Raw genomic sequence first — 16,619 nt, 5'->3', positions numbered from 1 at the left:
CTAGCCTTCCTTTCTGACCTGTCGATAATATTTGGTTCGTCGAACGAGAGTTTTAATCGCATGTAGGGATAGAAGGCTGAGTGCTGCAGCGCACACCAAAAAGAGGATGAACAGCAAAGTCATAGGTAGCTCAAAACGATTATAGACCATAATCGAACCACCTGTAAAGGCGATAAAATAGGATGCCAAAGTCACAAAATTGAGCCATATACAAGCCGCTAGTCCCAACCAATACCGAGAGCCAAAAGGTTTATACTGACTATCTTCATAGATAATAAAATAGAAAGCTGAGATAGAAAGCAGTATAAAGAAAATTCGCCAAATCGGAAACGCGACCATACTAACACCTCCTAGTCCCATTCTAGCATATTTGCGAATGATTGCAAAGAAAAAAGAGGTTCCCCTCTTTTCATTTCTTACTTACGTTTCCGTGCAATCAGATGAATTGGTGTTCCTTCAAAGACAAAGGCCTTGCGGATTTGATTTTCCAAGAAACGCATATAGGAGAAGTGCATGAGCTCTTCTTCGTTGACAAAGACCACAAAGGTCGGTGGCTTGGTCGCAACCTGGGTCGCATAGAAAATTTTCAAGCGTTTGCCCTTGTCGGTCGGTGTCGGGTTAATGGCAATGGCATCCATGATGACATCGTTAAGAACAGCCGACGGAATACGGGTATTCTGGCTCTCACTGATGGCCTTGATCATTTCAGGAAGCTTGTGCAAGCGTTGCTTGGTCAAAGCCGATACAAAGATAATCGGTGCGTATGACAAATACTGGAATTGGTCTCGAATATCATCTTCCCACTGCTTCATGGTGTGGTTGTCTTTTTCAAGCGTGTCCCACTTGTTGACTACGATAATCATTCCCTTACCAGCTTCATGGGCAAAACCAGCGATGCGTTTATCGTACTCACGAATGCCTTCTTCGGCATTGATAACCATCAATATGACATCGGAACGTTCAATGGCACGCATGGCACGCATAACAGAATATTTCTCCGTATTTTCATAGACCTTACCAGACTTGCGCATACCTGCGGTGTCAATCATGGTAAATTCCTGACCTTCTGGGTCTGTAAAGTGCGTATCAATAGCATCACGAGTCGTTCCCGCAACAGGCGACGCAATCACACGCTCTTCACCCAAAATAGCGTTAATCAAGCTGGATTTTCCAACGTTTGGACGACCAATCAAGCTGAACTTGATAATGTCTGGATTTTCTTCTGCTTCTTGGACTGGAAGATTTTCAATGATAGCATCCAAGACATCCCCTGTTCCGATACCATGTACAGAAGATACTGGATAAGGGTCGCCAAGTCCAAGTGAATAGAAATCGTAGATGTCGTTCCGCATCTCAGGGTTATCGACCTTATTGACAACTAGAATAACAGGTTTGTTTGTCTTGTATAAGATTCGCGATACATACTCGTCAGCATCTGTCACACCTTCCTTGCCTGATACGACAAAGACGATAACATCCGCTTCATCCATGGCAATCTCAGCCTGATGCTTGATTTGCTCCATGAAAGGAGCATCCACATCATCGATACCACCTGTATCAATTAGGGAAAACTTGCGATTGAGCCACTCACCAGTAGCATAAATACGGTCGCGGGTCACACCTTCTACGTCTTCTACGATAGAAATGCGTTCACCAGCGATACGGTTAAAAAGTGTTGATTTTCCAACGTTGGGACGACCAACGATGGCGATAGTTGGTTGAGCCATTGCTCCTCCTCTTCTAATATAGTCGTTTTCGTTTATCTTTTATTACGTCGTTAACTCGCTTTGCCGTACTCCAGTACTGTCTGCAGCTCATTGCCTAGTACTAAAAGCAAACAAAAAGACTATAACTTACAATAGTTTATTTTTTTCTAAAATTGCCCTCGTTTCAGGCTGCTCTGGCTGACCAAACTGGGCAACCATACGCTCCGACCAGGTTTCTGTCTGACGGGTACCTGCATAGTCTGTCTGGACTTGGTCGTAGGTTTGGATGACTTCCACGCTTTGCTCCACATATTCTTCCTGGAAGACAATGGCTTCCGCTGCCAAACGTGGTTTGACAGGGTGGTGTTGGGCTGGCCGACCCAGTGCAATACAGAAAATTGGATAGGTATAATCTGGCAAGTTGAACAGCTCTGCTATTGCCAAGGCCTTATGGCGAATCATACCGATAAAGACCCCGCCGTAGCCCAGGCTTTCAGCTGCTAAAAGGGCGTTTTGCCCTGCCAGGCTCGCGTCAACAGAAGAAATCAGGAGATTCTCTGTTCCTTTGGCATCAAAGTCTGAACCATGGAGTTGAGCCGCCTTGCTGGCACGATGATGGTCGCCCACAAAAACCAGAATGGCCTGAGCCTGTAAAATAGCTGGCTGGGGCACCAAATCAAAGAGAGCCTGTTTTTTCTCCTCCGACTGCACCACAATGATGGAATAAGACTGGAAATTCTTCCAGCTAGACGCAGCTCGCCCAGCTGAAAGAATAGCTTCCAAATGCTCCGCCTCAATGGGCTCTTCCGTAAAACGACGGACGGAAGTATGGTTGAGCATCAAATCAATGGTTTCATTCATCGGCGGTTATTTCCTTTCAAATGCAAATCGCGAGCCAGGTAGCGAATCCGCTCCATAACCCGTTTGGCCTGCCAGGTTTCATCACCAGACTTGCCAGATGCAAAATGCCGTTCCAAATCATCAAAGGAGAAATTGGACGTAAAGAAGGTCGGCAGATTCTCCTGCATACGGTATTGCAGAATAACCTGCAGAACATCATCACGCACCCACGGACTATGTTGCTCCGCTCCAATGTCATCTAGCACCAAGACCTGAGCCATCTTGATTTCATCAATCCGCTCCTTGACAGAACCATCTTTGATGGCATTTTTAATATCGACAACAAAGGTCGGATAGTGGAGCATGGTGGTAGAGAGGTGGTGAATGGTTGATAAACGGTGAGCCAAGTAAGCCATCAAATAACTTTTTCCAATCCCAAAATTACCATATATATAAAGACCTTTTGGCTGTTCATCAAAATGTTTAACAAAAGTAGCAATAGCATCATAAACTTCTTCACGATTAATATCCGTAAAATCCAAGTCCTCACCTGTAACTTTTTTGAGAGCTGGAGGCATATTGATGAGCTGGATACGATTCTTGATAGCTTCCAAACGACGGTATTCGACCAATTCCTCTGTCTCAAGATAGGACACATCCGCATAGCCCTCATTCATGACCAAAACTGGTTGATACCCCTTGGCAATATAGGCTTGGTCTTGCTTGACAAAGAGGTCCCGCTGGCTGATATATTCCAAAAACTTAGAAATGGAGAGGGTGATTTCCTTCTGAGTCAAACCTTCTTTTTTGATAAAAGCAGCGACTTCAGGATCACTCACTATCTCCTGATAGAGTTGCTGATAAGATTTTGGACTTGGATTGGTTGACTGCGACAACCTGTCTTGAACTGATTTCATCAGCTACCTCCCTTACTTTCGTTTTCTAACATTCGTTTTCTAAGTGCTTCCATTCTTGCCTGAGCTTCAGGACTGTTATCCACGACAACCTCTTCCTTACTCCACTCAGGCACATTGCTTTTCTGTGGCTGGCTCGGCTTGGTGACAGCTTGACCTGTCTTCAACTCTCTTAGGTAAAGAACAGCCGCCTCTGCACTGCCAATTCCCTTGTAGGAAAAATCATTGCCCAGCTTCATGGCATATTTTTCATTCAGATTGGCTGAGTCCACCTTGTTAAAGGTATAGAGGACCAAGACATTGATAACTTCATCAAGCAGACCCAAATTGGCCAAATCCGTCAAACATTTTCGTTCTGTTGCGGTCACCGCTGCCTTCCGTTGCTCCTTGATAAAGGACAGGAAGGTTAGGCTGGATTTTGATTTCGCTTCACGTACAATGGCCTGTTCTTGGGCAGTGAGGCTAGCGTTTTCTTTTGGCAATGACTGGCGTGACTGCAGCAAGCGTTTGGTCGAGATCGTCTGTCCAATAGCTGTTGCTTTAGCCTGCCGATAGGTTTCCAACCAGGTCCAGCCTGCCTGCTCTGCTATGTAACTAAGCCCAATAATATCCTCAGCTTCATCCTGAAAAAGAAGCTTGTCCTTGGCCATTAAGGCCTTGAAGGCAGACCAGTCAAAATCATGTTTCGGTTCAAAAACAACTGGAGCCTGCCCATCCATGGTAAAGACCTGAGAAAAGGTTTTGGAAATATTTTGTTCCTGATTTGGTTGGTGGACAAGCAGATTTTCTACACTCGTTTCACCAATTTTTCTAGCAAGAATGTTTTTATACAAGGGCTTGTCTAAAAAACTTTTCAGAGTCAAAGGTGCTTGCAAAGCCAGACCAGTCAACTCTTCTGCACGGTACAGTTGCAGGAGTCCCATGGCAGTCAAGACATCCAAAGCTGTCTCTAAGCGATTCATCCCAAAATCCATGTGGTTAAGTACGCTAGCCCATTTATAACGACCTTGGCCCTGATCGGCAAAACTATAGAAATAATAATAAAGTGCCAAGGCATCAAATCCAATAATGGGCTGGTAACATTGGCTAAGACTGACAATATCGGGGGTAAATGGACTGGTTTTTATATAGGCAAACAGATCATTTGGCTTCATCTTTTGATCCCGTTTTTACCTTACTACCCTTGGAAATCATCTGTTTGAGGAGATTCTCCAATTCTTCCACATCCTTGAAGGAACGGTAAACAGACGCAAAACGCACATAGGTGATTTCATCTAATTCGACCAATTCTTCCATGACCAAATTCCCAATAACATCCGACTCGATTTCACTCTCCCCTTGAGCCCGAACTTTTTGCTCAATCCGATTGACTACTTCATCGATATCATCCGTCGATACAGGACGTTTTTGAGCAGATCGAATAATCCCATTGAAGATTTTCTCCCGTGAAAACTGCTCTCTAGTCCCGTCTTTTTTCACAACGACTAGAGTTTTCTCTTCAATCCGTTCATAGGTGGTAAAACGTTGACCACATTGGTCGCAGGAACGACGACGACGGATGGTATTGCCATCTTCAGCCTGACGACTATCAATGACACTTGATTTCAAACTCTGACATTTTGGACAACGCATACTCTTTCTCCTACATAAACTTTATCACTTCAGTATAGCATAAAAATGACAAAAATAAAAGAAAGCGAGAATTACTCACTTTCTACCAATAATTCATCTTGCTTCTTCAATCGACTGGCAACCCATTCACGAACCAGGCGGTAGACAACCGCAAAGATAGGTGTAAAGAAGACCATACCAAGTAGGCCAAACAAATTACCACCAATCAAGGCTGCAGCCAGGGTAAAGAGGGTCGGAAGACCTACTGATTGACCAACCACGCGCGGATAGATAACATTTCCTTCTATCAGCTGAATAATCTGGAAAAGGGCGATAGACCAGAGTGCCAACAGCGGATTTTGCACCGCCACAAAGAGAGCACTAATCAAACACGCTGAAAAGGGACCGATATAAGGTACAAATGATAGGACCCCAGCCAAAATACCAGCCATGCTGGCATAAGGAATTCCTGAGAGCGAATAACTAACAAAGACAAGCGTCCCAATGATACACGCCTCAACAATCTGACTCATCAAGAATCGGTCATAGGTATCAACAACAACTTCTCCAATATAGTTCACTACTCTGACAGCCTTCTCTGGCAAGGTAGCCTGCAAGAACTTTCTCGTCATCGCCTGCAAGTGTTCCTTGCTCCCTAAAATCGCTAGAGTAAAGAAGAAAGCCATTATCAACGTCATAGTGTTCGAAAAAATCCCCGTCACATTGGACACCAAGCCAGATAAAATTGGTGTGACCAAACTTGAAATAAGTGTCAAATTCTTCAACTGATCCAAAAAGCTGGCAATCTGATCTCCGATTTGTCCCGACAAGAGACCATTTGATTCAAGAAAATTAGTTAGGGCATTTACCGATTTTGGAATGGCTGTGCTGCTAACCGAAACCAGTTCTGAAACAGTCGTCACCAATGTAGGAAGAACAATCACCACCAGTCCTGTCACAATTAAAGCAAATCCAATTAATACTCCAACAATTGCCAAAGACCGCTTGGATTTCTTTAAAAAAGAAATTTTTTCAAACTGATCTTCTAATTTTTTCATGGGAACATTGAGAATAAAGGCGAAAATAGCTCCAATAAAAAGCGAGTTCATACTGCCTAATAATTGTTGAATAGCCCCATAAATACTAGACCAGTTGAGAACAGCTAACAATGTCGCTCCAGATAAGAGTATCAATATGACTTTTTCTTTAAATGATGTATTCATAACTTTTCCATTCTTACTTATTGGCTATTATTTTATCACACGCTTATAGAAAAAGAAAGAGGGAAAGCTTCCCTCCTCTCTACTCTAAATCAATCGCGCATGGCATATCCGACACCACGAACCGTTTTAATATATGAATCTTGATGTGGCAAATCCAGTTTACCACGTAGATAGCGAATATATACATCGACGACATTGGTCTCAGAAGCCGCTTCATATTTCCAAACACGCTCAAGAAGTTGTTCTCGACTAACAGGCTCTGGGCTATTCATTAAGGTCGCCAACAGATCATACTCTCGGCGGGTCAAATTAATCAATTCATCACCTCGAGTCACTGTTCGATTTTGAAAATCAACCTTCAAATCACGATAGGCCGCATGCATGTGAACCTGCTTACAGTTATTGTCAATAAAATCACGACCACGAAAAATCGCAGAGATTTGCTCCACTAAATCACTGATGACAAAGGGCTTCACTACGTAGGAAACAGCATAAGAGAGGACTTCTTCCCCATATTGACTAACTTCTGTCGGCTCAACTACCACAATCATGACCGTGGCTGGTTTTATCGCTAACAGTTCTGTAGCCAATTCCTTGCTGGACATGTCTGAAAGCTGAAAACTCATCAGAATCAAGTCAAAATCCGTTTCATGTGCCAAGGACATAGCCTCTTTCCCTGTCGATGCATAATCAACAAGATAGTCTTTTTTCTGCAATTCCATGGAAACAAAATGCGAGAGATTGCGTTCTTTACCAGCAATCAAAATTTTCTTAGCCATTGTCCATCCTTTTCTATTCTTTCAAATGGTGTAGGAATCGTATTATGACTAGAAAGAAGGGCGCTTCCACGCCCATCTTTTCTATTTTGATTCGCTATACCAGTCGTAATGGAAGATTCCTTCTTTATCTTTACGGTTATAAGTATGAGCACCAAAGTAGTCACGTTGTGCTTGAATCAAGTTCGCTGGCAAGTTTTCAGCACGATAGCTATCGAAGTAGGTAATAGCTGCTGAGAATGTTGGTACAGGAACTCCTGCTTGAACTGCCAAGGCAACAACATCACGAACTGCCTGTTGATACTTAGCTGTTACATCAAGGAAGTACTCATCCAAGAGCAAGTTTGCCAAGTCTTCATCACGTCCGTAGGCATCTGTGATTTTTTGCAAGAAGCGAGCGCGGATGATACAACCTGCACGCCAGATTTTTGCGATTTCGCCAAATGGCAAGTTCCAGTTGTTTTCTTTAGATGCTACGCGCAACTGTGCAAAGCCTTGTGCATAAGACATGATTTTTGAGAAGTACAATGCTTGACGAATTTTTTCTACCAATTCAGCCTTGTCGCCTTCGTATGCAAACGGAGCTGGTTTTGGAAGGACCTTGCTTGCTGCCACACGCTCATCTTTGTAGGTTGAGATATAACGAGCAAATACGGATTCTGTAATCAATGACAATGGCACACCCAAGTCAAGTGATGATTGACTTGTCCATTTACCAGTCCCCTTGTTACCAGCCGCATCCAAAATGTAGTCAACGATTGGTCCATCTTGACCTTGGTCGTCTTTACGTTTCAAAATATCTGCTGTGATTTCAATCAAGTAGCTATCCAATTCGCCTTTGTTCCACTCGGTAAAGATGTCAGCCATTTCATCCACTGACAAACCGAGCAAGTGTTGCATGAGGTCATAAGACTCCGCAATCAATTGCATGTCGCCATACTCGATACCGTTGTGTACCATTTTTACGTAGTGACCAGCTCCATCTGGACCGATATAAGTCACACATGGTGCTCCATCTTCTGGTGCTTTTGCTGAAATTTCTTCCAAGACATCTGCCACCAATTCGTAAGCTTCTTTTTGACCACCAGGCATGATAGATGGACCTTCAAGGGCTCCTTTTTCACCACCAGATACACCTGTACCGATGAAGTTAATACCTGAGTTTGCCAATTCTTTTGAACGACGGATAGTGTCTTCGTAGAAAGTATTACCACCATCGATCAAGATGTCGCCTTCATCCAAGTGTGGCAAGAGCGCTTGAATGGTTGCATCTGTACCAGGACCAGCTTGAACCATAAGCATAATGCGACGTGGTTTTTCGATTGATGCCACAAAGCTTTCCACATCGTAACTTGGTACCAAGTTTTTACCTGGGTTGCTTGCAACAACATCTTCTGTTTTATCAGCAGAGCGGTTGTAAATGGCTACTGAATAGCCACGTGATTCAACGTTAAGCGCAAGGTTGCGGCCCATAACGGCCATCCCTACAACACCAAAATTTGCTTTAGTCATTTGTTTACTCCTCTAATTTGTATCTCTTTTATTATACACCGAAAGCTTAAAATTGACAAGAATTTTCAGATAATTTAACTATCTTGCCAATCTGAGTTAGTCCTCATCGCCAAACAACCCTTGTAATTGGGCAAAAGGACTATTGGCTTCTTTTTTCTCTTGAGCTTTTTGTTGAAAATCTTCCTCAGTCATTAAAGCCCAAGCTTGACCAGATGGTAGTTCCTGTCCAGCTTCTTCTTCAGGTGTCAAGACTTTGATTGGTATAGCCAGTAAAATATTATCTGCTACACTCTCATCAAGGACAATGTGGTCATTTTCTACTACCAGCACCATATCCTCATCAATCAAATCTTGTTCTTTAAGAACTGCTTCATTGGCAACAAAGAGTTCATTGACGTTTTGGACCTCATGCAAAACAACTGGTTGCAGAGAACGACTGGATGCCAAGGTAATATCATAAGTCATCTGATAGTCCAAGAAAAAGAAACCTGATTCAAAACGGATATTTCCAGTGACTTGGACTGGCGACAAGCCTAGAACTTCACCATTTCGAGCTTGCAATTCTTCCTGTAAATCCAAGGTTTTATCAAAGGAGATTCCATCTGGATTTTTCTGAATATCGTAAATATGAAACATTGTATTCCCCTATTCAGCTAGTTCTGTAATGTAGTTATAGACTTCTTGTCCAGCAACTGCACCATTTCCAACTGCCGTTGCAATCTGACGAAGTTGATTTTGACGAATATCACCGATGGCATAGATGCCTGATTGAGTCGTCTCCATCTTTTCATTAGTGATAACCCAACCAGCTTCGTCTGTAATTCCTAAGTCCGCAACGGTATCAGTCATCGGATCCAGACCGACATAGATAAAGACACCACCGAACTCAAGTTCACTGACTTCTTCAGTTTTCACATTTTTGATAACCACGCTTTGTACACGTAAGTCATCCCCCTTGATTTCTTCGACTACGCTATCCCAGATGAAGTTAATTTTTTCATTGGCAAAGGCGCGATCTTGGATGACTTTTTGAGCACGAAGTTGGTCACGTCGATGAACAATCGTCACAGATTCCGCAAATTGTGTCAAGAAGAGCGCTTCTTCAACGGCAGAATCTCCACCACCTACAACCAAGAGTTTTTGCCCACGGAAGAAGGCGCCGTCACAGACTGCACAATATGAGACACCACGGCTATTGTAAGTATCCTCACCTGGAATACCTAACAAACGGTGTTTTGCCCCCATGGCTAGAACGACTGTCTTTGTCTCCAAAACACCATCCTCAGTAATCACTTTCTTAATTTGTCCTTCTTCTTCGATACGGACTAGGGTGCCAAAAATATGGTCCACACCGAATTTTTCCAAGGGTTCAAACATTTTTTCAGCCAAGGCTGGACCTGAAATATGGTCATAGCCTGGATAGTTTTCAATTTCCGCGGTATTGTTCATCTGACCACCATAAATACCACGTTCCAAAAGAGCTACCTTTAAATTGCTACGCCCTGCATAAAGAGCTGCAGTCATCCCCGCAGGACCCGCACCAATTACAACTGTATCGTACATATACTTTTTCCTTCTACGCTTTAAACATTAATAAGATTCCCACTACTCCAAAAGCCGCAATGGGGATTGTCATCACATTAATCATCAACAAATCAAACAAGAAATCTTGTCGTTCTTGCAAGGTTTTATCTACACCCTTTGTCGCACGCCAGATAAACCAGACCAGACTAGAAGTGATAATCAACAAGGAAGCTATTAGCAATCCTTGTAAATAAAAACTTAGAATGTTTTGTAACATCTTTTTCCTCGATTACTTTAAAAGGTTTGACGCTTGGCTTTACGTTCTGCACGACCTTTTGCACGCGCTTCAACTCGCTTGGTCTTGCGACGTTTTTCATCAACAGCCCATTGAATTTTCTTCTTGTAGCCTGGTTTAACTTTTTTCTTTTTCTTCTTGACCAAGCCAATCATTTCCAAATCTAGTTTTTCACGAGATTTTTCACGGTTAGCACGGCGGTCACGGTCGTAGGTATCGACAAATTCGCCATTTTTCATTTCTTTTGGCAAGAATTTGATATTGAGTTTTTCTAGCTCTCGAATATCTGCATCATCGCTTGGCTGATAAAGGGTGATGGCAATGCCTGATAAACCATTACGACCTGTGCGCCCCACACGGTGAACAAAGAAGGAAAGGTCTTGCGGAATGGCATCATTGATGACATGGCTGACACCTTCAATGTCAATACCACGTGCTGCCAAGTCTGTCGCTACAATGTATTGATAATCCAAGTTCTTCACCTGGTTCATAATCCGCTTGCGTTCACGTGGAGGAATATCCCCATGAATCTTTGCAACGCGTAGACCATTCGCAGTCAAATAGCTATGCAATTCATCTGCACGTGTCTTGGTATTGACGAAAATCATGGCCAAATATGGTTGCATGAGCTTGGTTACTTCCAAGATTTGAGCATTACGGTCACGCCCCTTGGTTGAAATCAGCCAGTTTTCAATGGTATCTGAAATGACCGTATGGGTCTTGATTTGTTCCATGACTGGATTGGACAAGTATTTTTTCAAAAACGGTTGGAGTTTCTGCGGAATGGTCGCTGAAAAGACCATAAATTGCAAGTCTTTTGGCAGGCTGCCAGCAATCTTATCAACTGTTTCTAAAAAGCCCATGTCCAAGGTCATATCTGCCTCATCAACCACAAAGGTTTTGGCCTTATGGATAGCCAGGTCACCTGATTTGACCAAATCATAGATACGCCCTGGTGTCCCAACAACAATGTGAGGCTGCCCAGCTTGAAGCTTGTCAATTTGACGGTTCTTATCCGTACCGCCAACATAATTGGTCACACGAACTTCGATGTCCGAATGACTGGCTAACTGACGAGCTGCTTGGTAGATTTGAGTAGCCAGTTCACGAGATGGGGCTGTAATAACAGCCTGAACTTGGTCCAATTCCTCATTTAATTTTTGGAAAATCGGAATCAAGAAGGTATGGGTCTTACCCGAACCTGTTTTTGATTCCCCTATCAAGTCTCGCCCTGACAAAACAACAGGAATCAATTTCTCCTGAACTTCTGTCGGCTGGACAAAGTTAATTTCTTTCAAAGCCTCCTGAATATAAGGCTTGAGTTTCATATCTGTAAATTTCATAGTTCCCTCTTTGGAAGCTGTATTCACAAGCAAAGTGCTTATATAAGAAATCATTTTCGCTAATAAAGTCGTTTTACCGATTGTACTTTGAAAAAACTAACGATGAGTAGTTTGAAAACTAGTCCTATATGGAAACATTGAACTGTGAATACAGGTTCTTAATTATACTGCCTTCTATTATAGCACAAAAACAGCATTTCTGCTGTTTCTGACATTTTATAGATAAAGAATAGCTAGGGTAATCAAGCTCATGATGAGGCCGACTGACCAGAGGAAAAAGTCAACTTTCCACTCGCTCCATTTTTCAGCTTTTCCGGTCAAACCTCCAAGCTCCAAATGGTGATGGAAAGGAGTCATACGGAAGATACGACGACCTTCTCCAAAGCGTTTTTTGGTGTATTTAAAATATGAAACCTGCAACATAACAGAGGACGTTTCAATGACATAGACCAGGCCGATAAGGAGGAGGGTCCATTCCTGACGGAGGGCAATTGAAATAGTTGCCAACATACCACCGAGAGCCAAGCTTCCCACATCCCCCATGAAAATCTTCGCTGGTTTACGGTTATAAACAAAGAAACCGAGCAAGCCACCAATCATGGTCACACAAACTAGAAGAATATCAAATTTTTGCTCATTGAAGGCGATGACAGAGTAAGCTAGAAGGCTGATAACAACTGAGATAGAAGCCAATCCATCAATACCATCTGTCAAATTAACTGCATTTGAAAAACCGACCAGCCAGAACAGAACAAATGGGAAATAGAGAACTCCCAAATGTATCATGTGACCAAATACATTCAATTCTCCGCCACCTGCTCCTCTTACGTGGACAAAGTAGAAGACAATACCTCCTAAAATTTGTAGAGCAAGCTTTTGTTTAGGATTAAGACCTTCATTTATTTTTCGGAAAATTTTTAAAAAGTCATCCAAAAATCCTACTACACCATAAAGGGCAAGGATGAAGAGGATGGCAAGGACACCACCCGTCAACAGTTGAAAGGCCGTTGCAAACAACAAGCTGACAAGAATCGCAACAACGAGAAAAACTGTCCCCCCCATTGTTGGTGTACCTGCCTTAAACTGATGTTGTTTCACATCTTCGTGCATCTGTTGGCCCTCGATGCGTTTGGCTTGATAAAATGTAATAAATCGTGGGATTAAGAGAACGGTTGCTAGAAAAGCGACCAATCCCGACATAAGTGCGAATTGCATGTTAGTCTCCTAAGGTTATTGTTATTTTCTTTGTTTTATTCAAAGCGGTACCGACCTCTACACTTTGGTCGACCACTTTTGAACCCGTTCCTTTATAGGTCACTTCGATACCAGTCCATTCAGCAAATATATCCATATTCTCTTTGGTAATTGCGTACAGGTCTGGCATTTCTTCGAATTTATTTGTCAAGAGTAGAGCCTGTTGGTTGGCGATTACGTTGCTTCCTTTTTCGACTGAAACTTTTTTAATTTCAGCACCGTTTCCAAGGATAACTGGTTGAACTAATTGACGGCGAAGTTCCTCAGCCGACTCGCCTGGTGCCTTACCAATGAGGTCTGGCAATCGATACTCTGTCTCATTAACGACCTGTGCCAATGCTGGTGCAGGTGAATCCAGATTCAGATTGTCTTTCAACAGCATCGCTTCTTTCAATGTAGGACTGACAATGTCACGCCAAGACAGGACATTCAAAACTTCCGGTTGGCGAATGGTCACATACATGATAAATTCAGGATCCTCAGCAGGGATCATGGCTACTACAGAGTTGATGTAGGCACCTTTAATGTACCCTTGACCATCTTCACTGGCAATTTCCGCCGTACCTGATTTGACTGCAATATCATAGCCATCAACTTGAATTGCAGGCCCCTGTAAGTCATGTGAGTAGAGCGTACCATAAACAGGGTCAGTACCGACATTAATCATATAGCGAAGTGTATCATCGGCAGCTTGTTCAGAAACTGGATTTCCCACTTCTTCTTTCGAAGAAACTCTAGCTGTATCTGTATTAGGATTATAAAGAGCTGAGATGAATTTAGGCTCTAGCATAATACCGTTATTCGCAATGGCGGTAAAACTACGAAGCATCTGTGCCTGGTTTGCAGAAATACCCTGACCAAACGATGACATGGCGATAGAAACAATGTTATCCTCTGGTACCATTCCTGGTGCCTCGTCCCCCATACCAAAACGCGTTGGGTAGCCAAAGCGGAATTTAGCGAGGTAATTTAGCCATTTTTCATCTCCCATCTGTTGCTGCAATAAGGTCATCCCAACGTTACTGGATAGGGAGAAGCCTTGCGCATAATTGAGAGTCACAGCTGAATAACCTGCATTGAGGGTCCAGTCATTGATTTTCGCGTCTGCGATAACGTACTCATTATTGGTATAATAGGCATTTGGGTCAAAGGTTCCATTATCGATAGCTGACGCTACTGTTAGCACCTTCATTGTTGAACCAGGCTCAAAGGCCTCTTGGTATAAGAGTGACCGCTCTAGCAGTCCTTCTTGTCCCAGACCTTCTTTGGTATCTGAATCATAGCTTGGCCTTTGGGTCGTCGCCAGTATTTCACCCGTCTTGGCTGAAACCAAAGTTGCATTCGCATATCGCCCTTTGGCGTTATCAAAGAAGGTATTCATATTGGTTTCAAGAGAACGTTGCAGATCGGCTGAAATGGTCGTATAGACATCCTGCCCATTTACTGTCTCCGTTTCAACCTTTTCTGTCCCAGGTAGGACACGACCTTGGCTATCTTTCTCGTAGATAACCTTTCCGTCTTGACCAGCTAGAATATCATTCAGATAATATTCCAAACCACTCACACCCTGTAAACTATGACTACCATCCTTATTTTCAACCGGATTAGCTAACCCGACAAAAATTGAAGCAAAATTTCCATTCGGATACATCCGTCCTGGACTAGCATTGAAGGCAATCCCTTCAATACCTGCCGCCTTCATCTCTTCTTGGATTGAAGACATCGTACTATAGGAGATATTCTTACCTAAGGTCCCAAAGTATACCTGCTTCAGTTCAGGTTGATTCAGCTGCTCCATAACATAAGCCGTCTCCATTCCGAGATGCTTTTTAAAGATTTCTGCTACTTTGCTGAACTGAGAAGACTGCACATACAAAACTTTTTTCAGTTCTGACACATATTCTGTGTCAATGATGGCATAGACTGTATAGGTCGTTGAATCTTCTGCAATAGGAATTCCTGTACGGTCGTATATGGTCCCCCGTTTAGCTTGAACGGTAACTTCACGCTGGTGTACCGCATCAGCTCTTTCTGACAAATCCACCCCAAATTTACTATCGGTGCCGATAATATAGGCAAAGTTGATTAAAAAGAGAAAAAAGACGAAAACCGTCAAAAGAAGTAGGCTCTGTCCTACTCTTCGACGATTTTTTGACGGAACATATCGTTTTTTCAAGACATACCGCAAGAGTTTATTATTTCTTCTGGGCATTATTCGGCTACTCCAATATTGTCATTATTAAAAGTTAATCCAGCTTTTTCAGCAATTTCCATCAATCGAGCTGAACGTGTCAATTCATTGACAGCTTGCTTTGCATCGTTGATTTCAATCTGTTTTTGGCTAATATCTTGATTGATTTTGGCCATCCCAGATTGAAGCTGCAAAAGCCGCGTTTGCATAAAGATAATTCCTATGGCAAGGGCTAATCCAGATAATACGATGCTTGAATAGAAGGCTTTTTCTACACGTGTGAAGGTTCTAATTTTATCACCGATAACCCGCATAGTGGCTTCTCTACGTTTTTCTTGCAACATAGACTCTCTCCTATTTATGTACTTTCTTAGCTACACGCAGTTTAGCTGAATGCGCGCGATTATTTGCCTCTAATTCTTCTTGACTAGGTAAGATAGGCTTACGATTGACCAATTCAAGCGGCGCCTTCAAATCATCTGGAATAAATGGCAAACCTTTTGGAACATCAATCGTACTTGCTTCTTTGAAGAGTTGTTTGGTCAAACGATCTTCTAAAGAGTGGAATGTAATAACAGAAATCCGTCCATCCAGAGCCAATAAGTCAATGGCCTGCTGGATAGATTCATCTGCTGCTCCCAACTCATCGTTGACCTCAATCCGAATAGCTTGGAAAATCTGCTTAGCAGGATGCCCCTTCTTCTTAAGTTCCTTGGCTGGCTTGGCAGATTTGATCAGCTCTGCCAACTCAGTCGTTGTTTCAATCGGCTTGACCGCACGCGCCTGTTCAATCTTACGAGCAATCTGCTTGGAAAATTTATCCTCACCATATTTAAAGAAAATTCGTACCAAGTCGTGATAGTCATAGTTATTGACCACATCATAGGCTGTCAACTGACCATCTCGATTCATCCGCATATCAAGCGGAGCATCTTGTTTGTAAGAAAAGCCACGCTCCCGCTCATCCAACTGTGGACTAGACACTCCTAAATCATAACAAATCCCATCAATCTCTGTTACACCTAGCTCTGCCAAGCGAGTCTTGAGATTGCGGAAATTATCCCTGATAAAGGTCACTTGTCCCTTTTCAATGTAGGATGCCAAGCGAATATGGGCATGATCAATAGCAGTCTGATCCTGATCAAAGGCATAAAGATGCCCCCCATCCGTCAACTGACTGAGCAGATACTCACTATGCCCTGCTCCACCCAGCGTTGCATCCACATAAATTCCATTTGGTTTGATGTCTAACATATCGACTGTCTCATGCAAGAGAACAGTTGTGTGATTAAATTTCTTGGTCATATCTTTTCTATTGTACCACAAATTAAAATAAAAAGTTGTTGCAAACTTTTTACAAAAAAACTGTCAAATATAGTTGACAACTTATATGAACAGGTATATACTAACAGTAAAGAAACATGTCGCAT

At 42.7% G+C, this 16,619-nt stretch carries 17 protein-coding genes; all 17 read right to left on the bottom strand.

The window, feature by feature from the left end:
- Window positions 1-339 (bottom strand): MFS transporter, encoded by a 339-nt coding sequence (locus K5Q22_RS01615; protein ID WP_205013319.1) that lies wholly within the window; start codon window positions 337-339, stop codon window positions 1-3.
- A 77-nt stretch (window positions 340-416) separates the two neighbouring features.
- Window positions 417-1,727, bottom strand: a complete 1,311-nt coding sequence (gene der, locus K5Q22_RS01610) for a ribosome biogenesis GTPase Der (RefSeq protein WP_099810276.1) — start codon at window positions 1,725-1,727, stop codon at window positions 417-419.
- A gap of 126 nt (window positions 1,728-1,853) precedes the next feature.
- On the bottom strand, window positions 1,854-2,567 hold the full coding sequence (locus K5Q22_RS01605) for an NADPH-dependent oxidoreductase (protein ID WP_205013320.1): 714 nt from the start codon (window positions 2,565-2,567) through the stop codon (window positions 1,854-1,856).
- Window positions 2,564-3,463, bottom strand: a complete 900-nt coding sequence (gene dnaI / locus K5Q22_RS01600; RefSeq protein WP_205013321.1) for a primosomal protein DnaI — start codon at window positions 3,461-3,463, stop codon at window positions 2,564-2,566. Before dnaI ends, K5Q22_RS01605 begins: the two co-directional genes overlap by 4 nt.
- Window positions 3,463-4,614, bottom strand: coding sequence for a replication initiation/membrane attachment protein (locus tag K5Q22_RS01595; protein WP_205013322.1), 1,152 nt, complete (start codon window positions 4,612-4,614; stop codon window positions 3,463-3,465). Before K5Q22_RS01595 ends, dnaI begins: the two co-directional genes overlap by 1 nt.
- A complete protein-coding gene (gene nrdR / locus K5Q22_RS01590) occupies window positions 4,601-5,092 on the bottom strand; it encodes a transcriptional regulator NrdR (RefSeq protein WP_105107285.1) in 492 nt (163 codons plus the stop codon). Before nrdR ends, K5Q22_RS01595 begins: the two co-directional genes overlap by 14 nt.
- 71 nt (window positions 5,093-5,163) lie before the next feature.
- Entirely contained in the window at window positions 5,164-6,294 is a 1,131-nt protein-coding gene (locus tag K5Q22_RS01585; RefSeq protein ID WP_105183464.1) for an AI-2E family transporter, read from the bottom strand.
- Between the two features lie 89 nt (window positions 6,295-6,383).
- Window positions 6,384-7,073 carry a DNA-binding response regulator gene (locus tag K5Q22_RS01580; RefSeq protein WP_012027645.1) on the bottom strand — a complete coding sequence of 230 codons (690 nt, stop codon included), beginning with the start codon at window positions 7,071-7,073 and terminating at the stop codon, window positions 6,384-6,386.
- Between the two features lie 81 nt (window positions 7,074-7,154).
- On the bottom strand, window positions 7,155-8,582 hold the full coding sequence (gene gndA, locus K5Q22_RS01575) for an NADP-dependent phosphogluconate dehydrogenase (protein ID WP_002942698.1): 1,428 nt from the start codon (window positions 8,580-8,582) through the stop codon (window positions 7,155-7,157).
- A 96-nt stretch (window positions 8,583-8,678) separates the two neighbouring features.
- A complete protein-coding gene (locus tag K5Q22_RS01570) occupies window positions 8,679-9,218 on the bottom strand; it encodes a DUF177 domain-containing protein (protein WP_172078276.1) in 540 nt (179 codons plus the stop codon).
- Window positions 9,219-9,227: 9 nt separating this feature from the next.
- Complete coding sequence (gene trxB / locus K5Q22_RS01565) at window positions 9,228-10,145, bottom strand: thioredoxin-disulfide reductase (RefSeq protein ID WP_205013323.1); 918 nt, start codon at window positions 10,143-10,145, stop codon at window positions 9,228-9,230.
- A 13-nt stretch (window positions 10,146-10,158) separates the two neighbouring features.
- Window positions 10,159-10,383 carry a DUF4059 family protein gene (locus tag K5Q22_RS01560; protein WP_002936682.1) on the bottom strand — a complete coding sequence of 75 codons (225 nt, stop codon included), beginning with the start codon at window positions 10,381-10,383 and terminating at the stop codon, window positions 10,159-10,161.
- Window positions 10,384-10,400: 17 nt separating this feature from the next.
- Window positions 10,401-11,744 (bottom strand): DEAD/DEAH box helicase, encoded by a 1,344-nt coding sequence (locus tag K5Q22_RS01555; protein ID WP_024406634.1) that lies wholly within the window; start codon window positions 11,742-11,744, stop codon window positions 10,401-10,403.
- A 216-nt stretch (window positions 11,745-11,960) separates the two neighbouring features.
- Complete coding sequence (gene mraY / locus K5Q22_RS01550) at window positions 11,961-12,959, bottom strand: phospho-N-acetylmuramoyl-pentapeptide-transferase (RefSeq protein ID WP_024376390.1); 999 nt, start codon at window positions 12,957-12,959, stop codon at window positions 11,961-11,963.
- A gap of 1 nt (window position 12,960) precedes the next feature.
- Window positions 12,961-15,210 carry a penicillin-binding protein PBP2X gene (gene pbp2X, locus K5Q22_RS01545; RefSeq protein WP_205013324.1) on the bottom strand — a complete coding sequence of 750 codons (2,250 nt, stop codon included), beginning with the start codon at window positions 15,208-15,210 and terminating at the stop codon, window positions 12,961-12,963.
- Window positions 15,210-15,533, bottom strand: a complete 324-nt coding sequence (ftsL, locus tag K5Q22_RS01540) for a cell division protein FtsL (protein WP_024384544.1) — start codon at window positions 15,531-15,533, stop codon at window positions 15,210-15,212. The genes pbp2X and ftsL overlap by 1 nt, the downstream gene beginning before the upstream one ends.
- Before the next feature lie 10 nt (window positions 15,534-15,543).
- Entirely contained in the window at window positions 15,544-16,494 is a 951-nt protein-coding gene (rsmH, locus tag K5Q22_RS01535; protein ID WP_205013325.1) for a 16S rRNA (cytosine(1402)-N(4))-methyltransferase RsmH, read from the bottom strand.
- Window positions 16,495-16,619 lie beyond the last annotated feature (125 nt).

The organism is Streptococcus sp. 2018162, assembly GCF_019754175.1.
In the GTDB taxonomy this organism is placed as follows: domain Bacteria; phylum Bacillota; class Bacilli; order Lactobacillales; family Streptococcaceae; genus Streptococcus; species Streptococcus hashimotonensis.
This window is presented reverse-complemented; position numbering and strand designations above follow the sequence as displayed.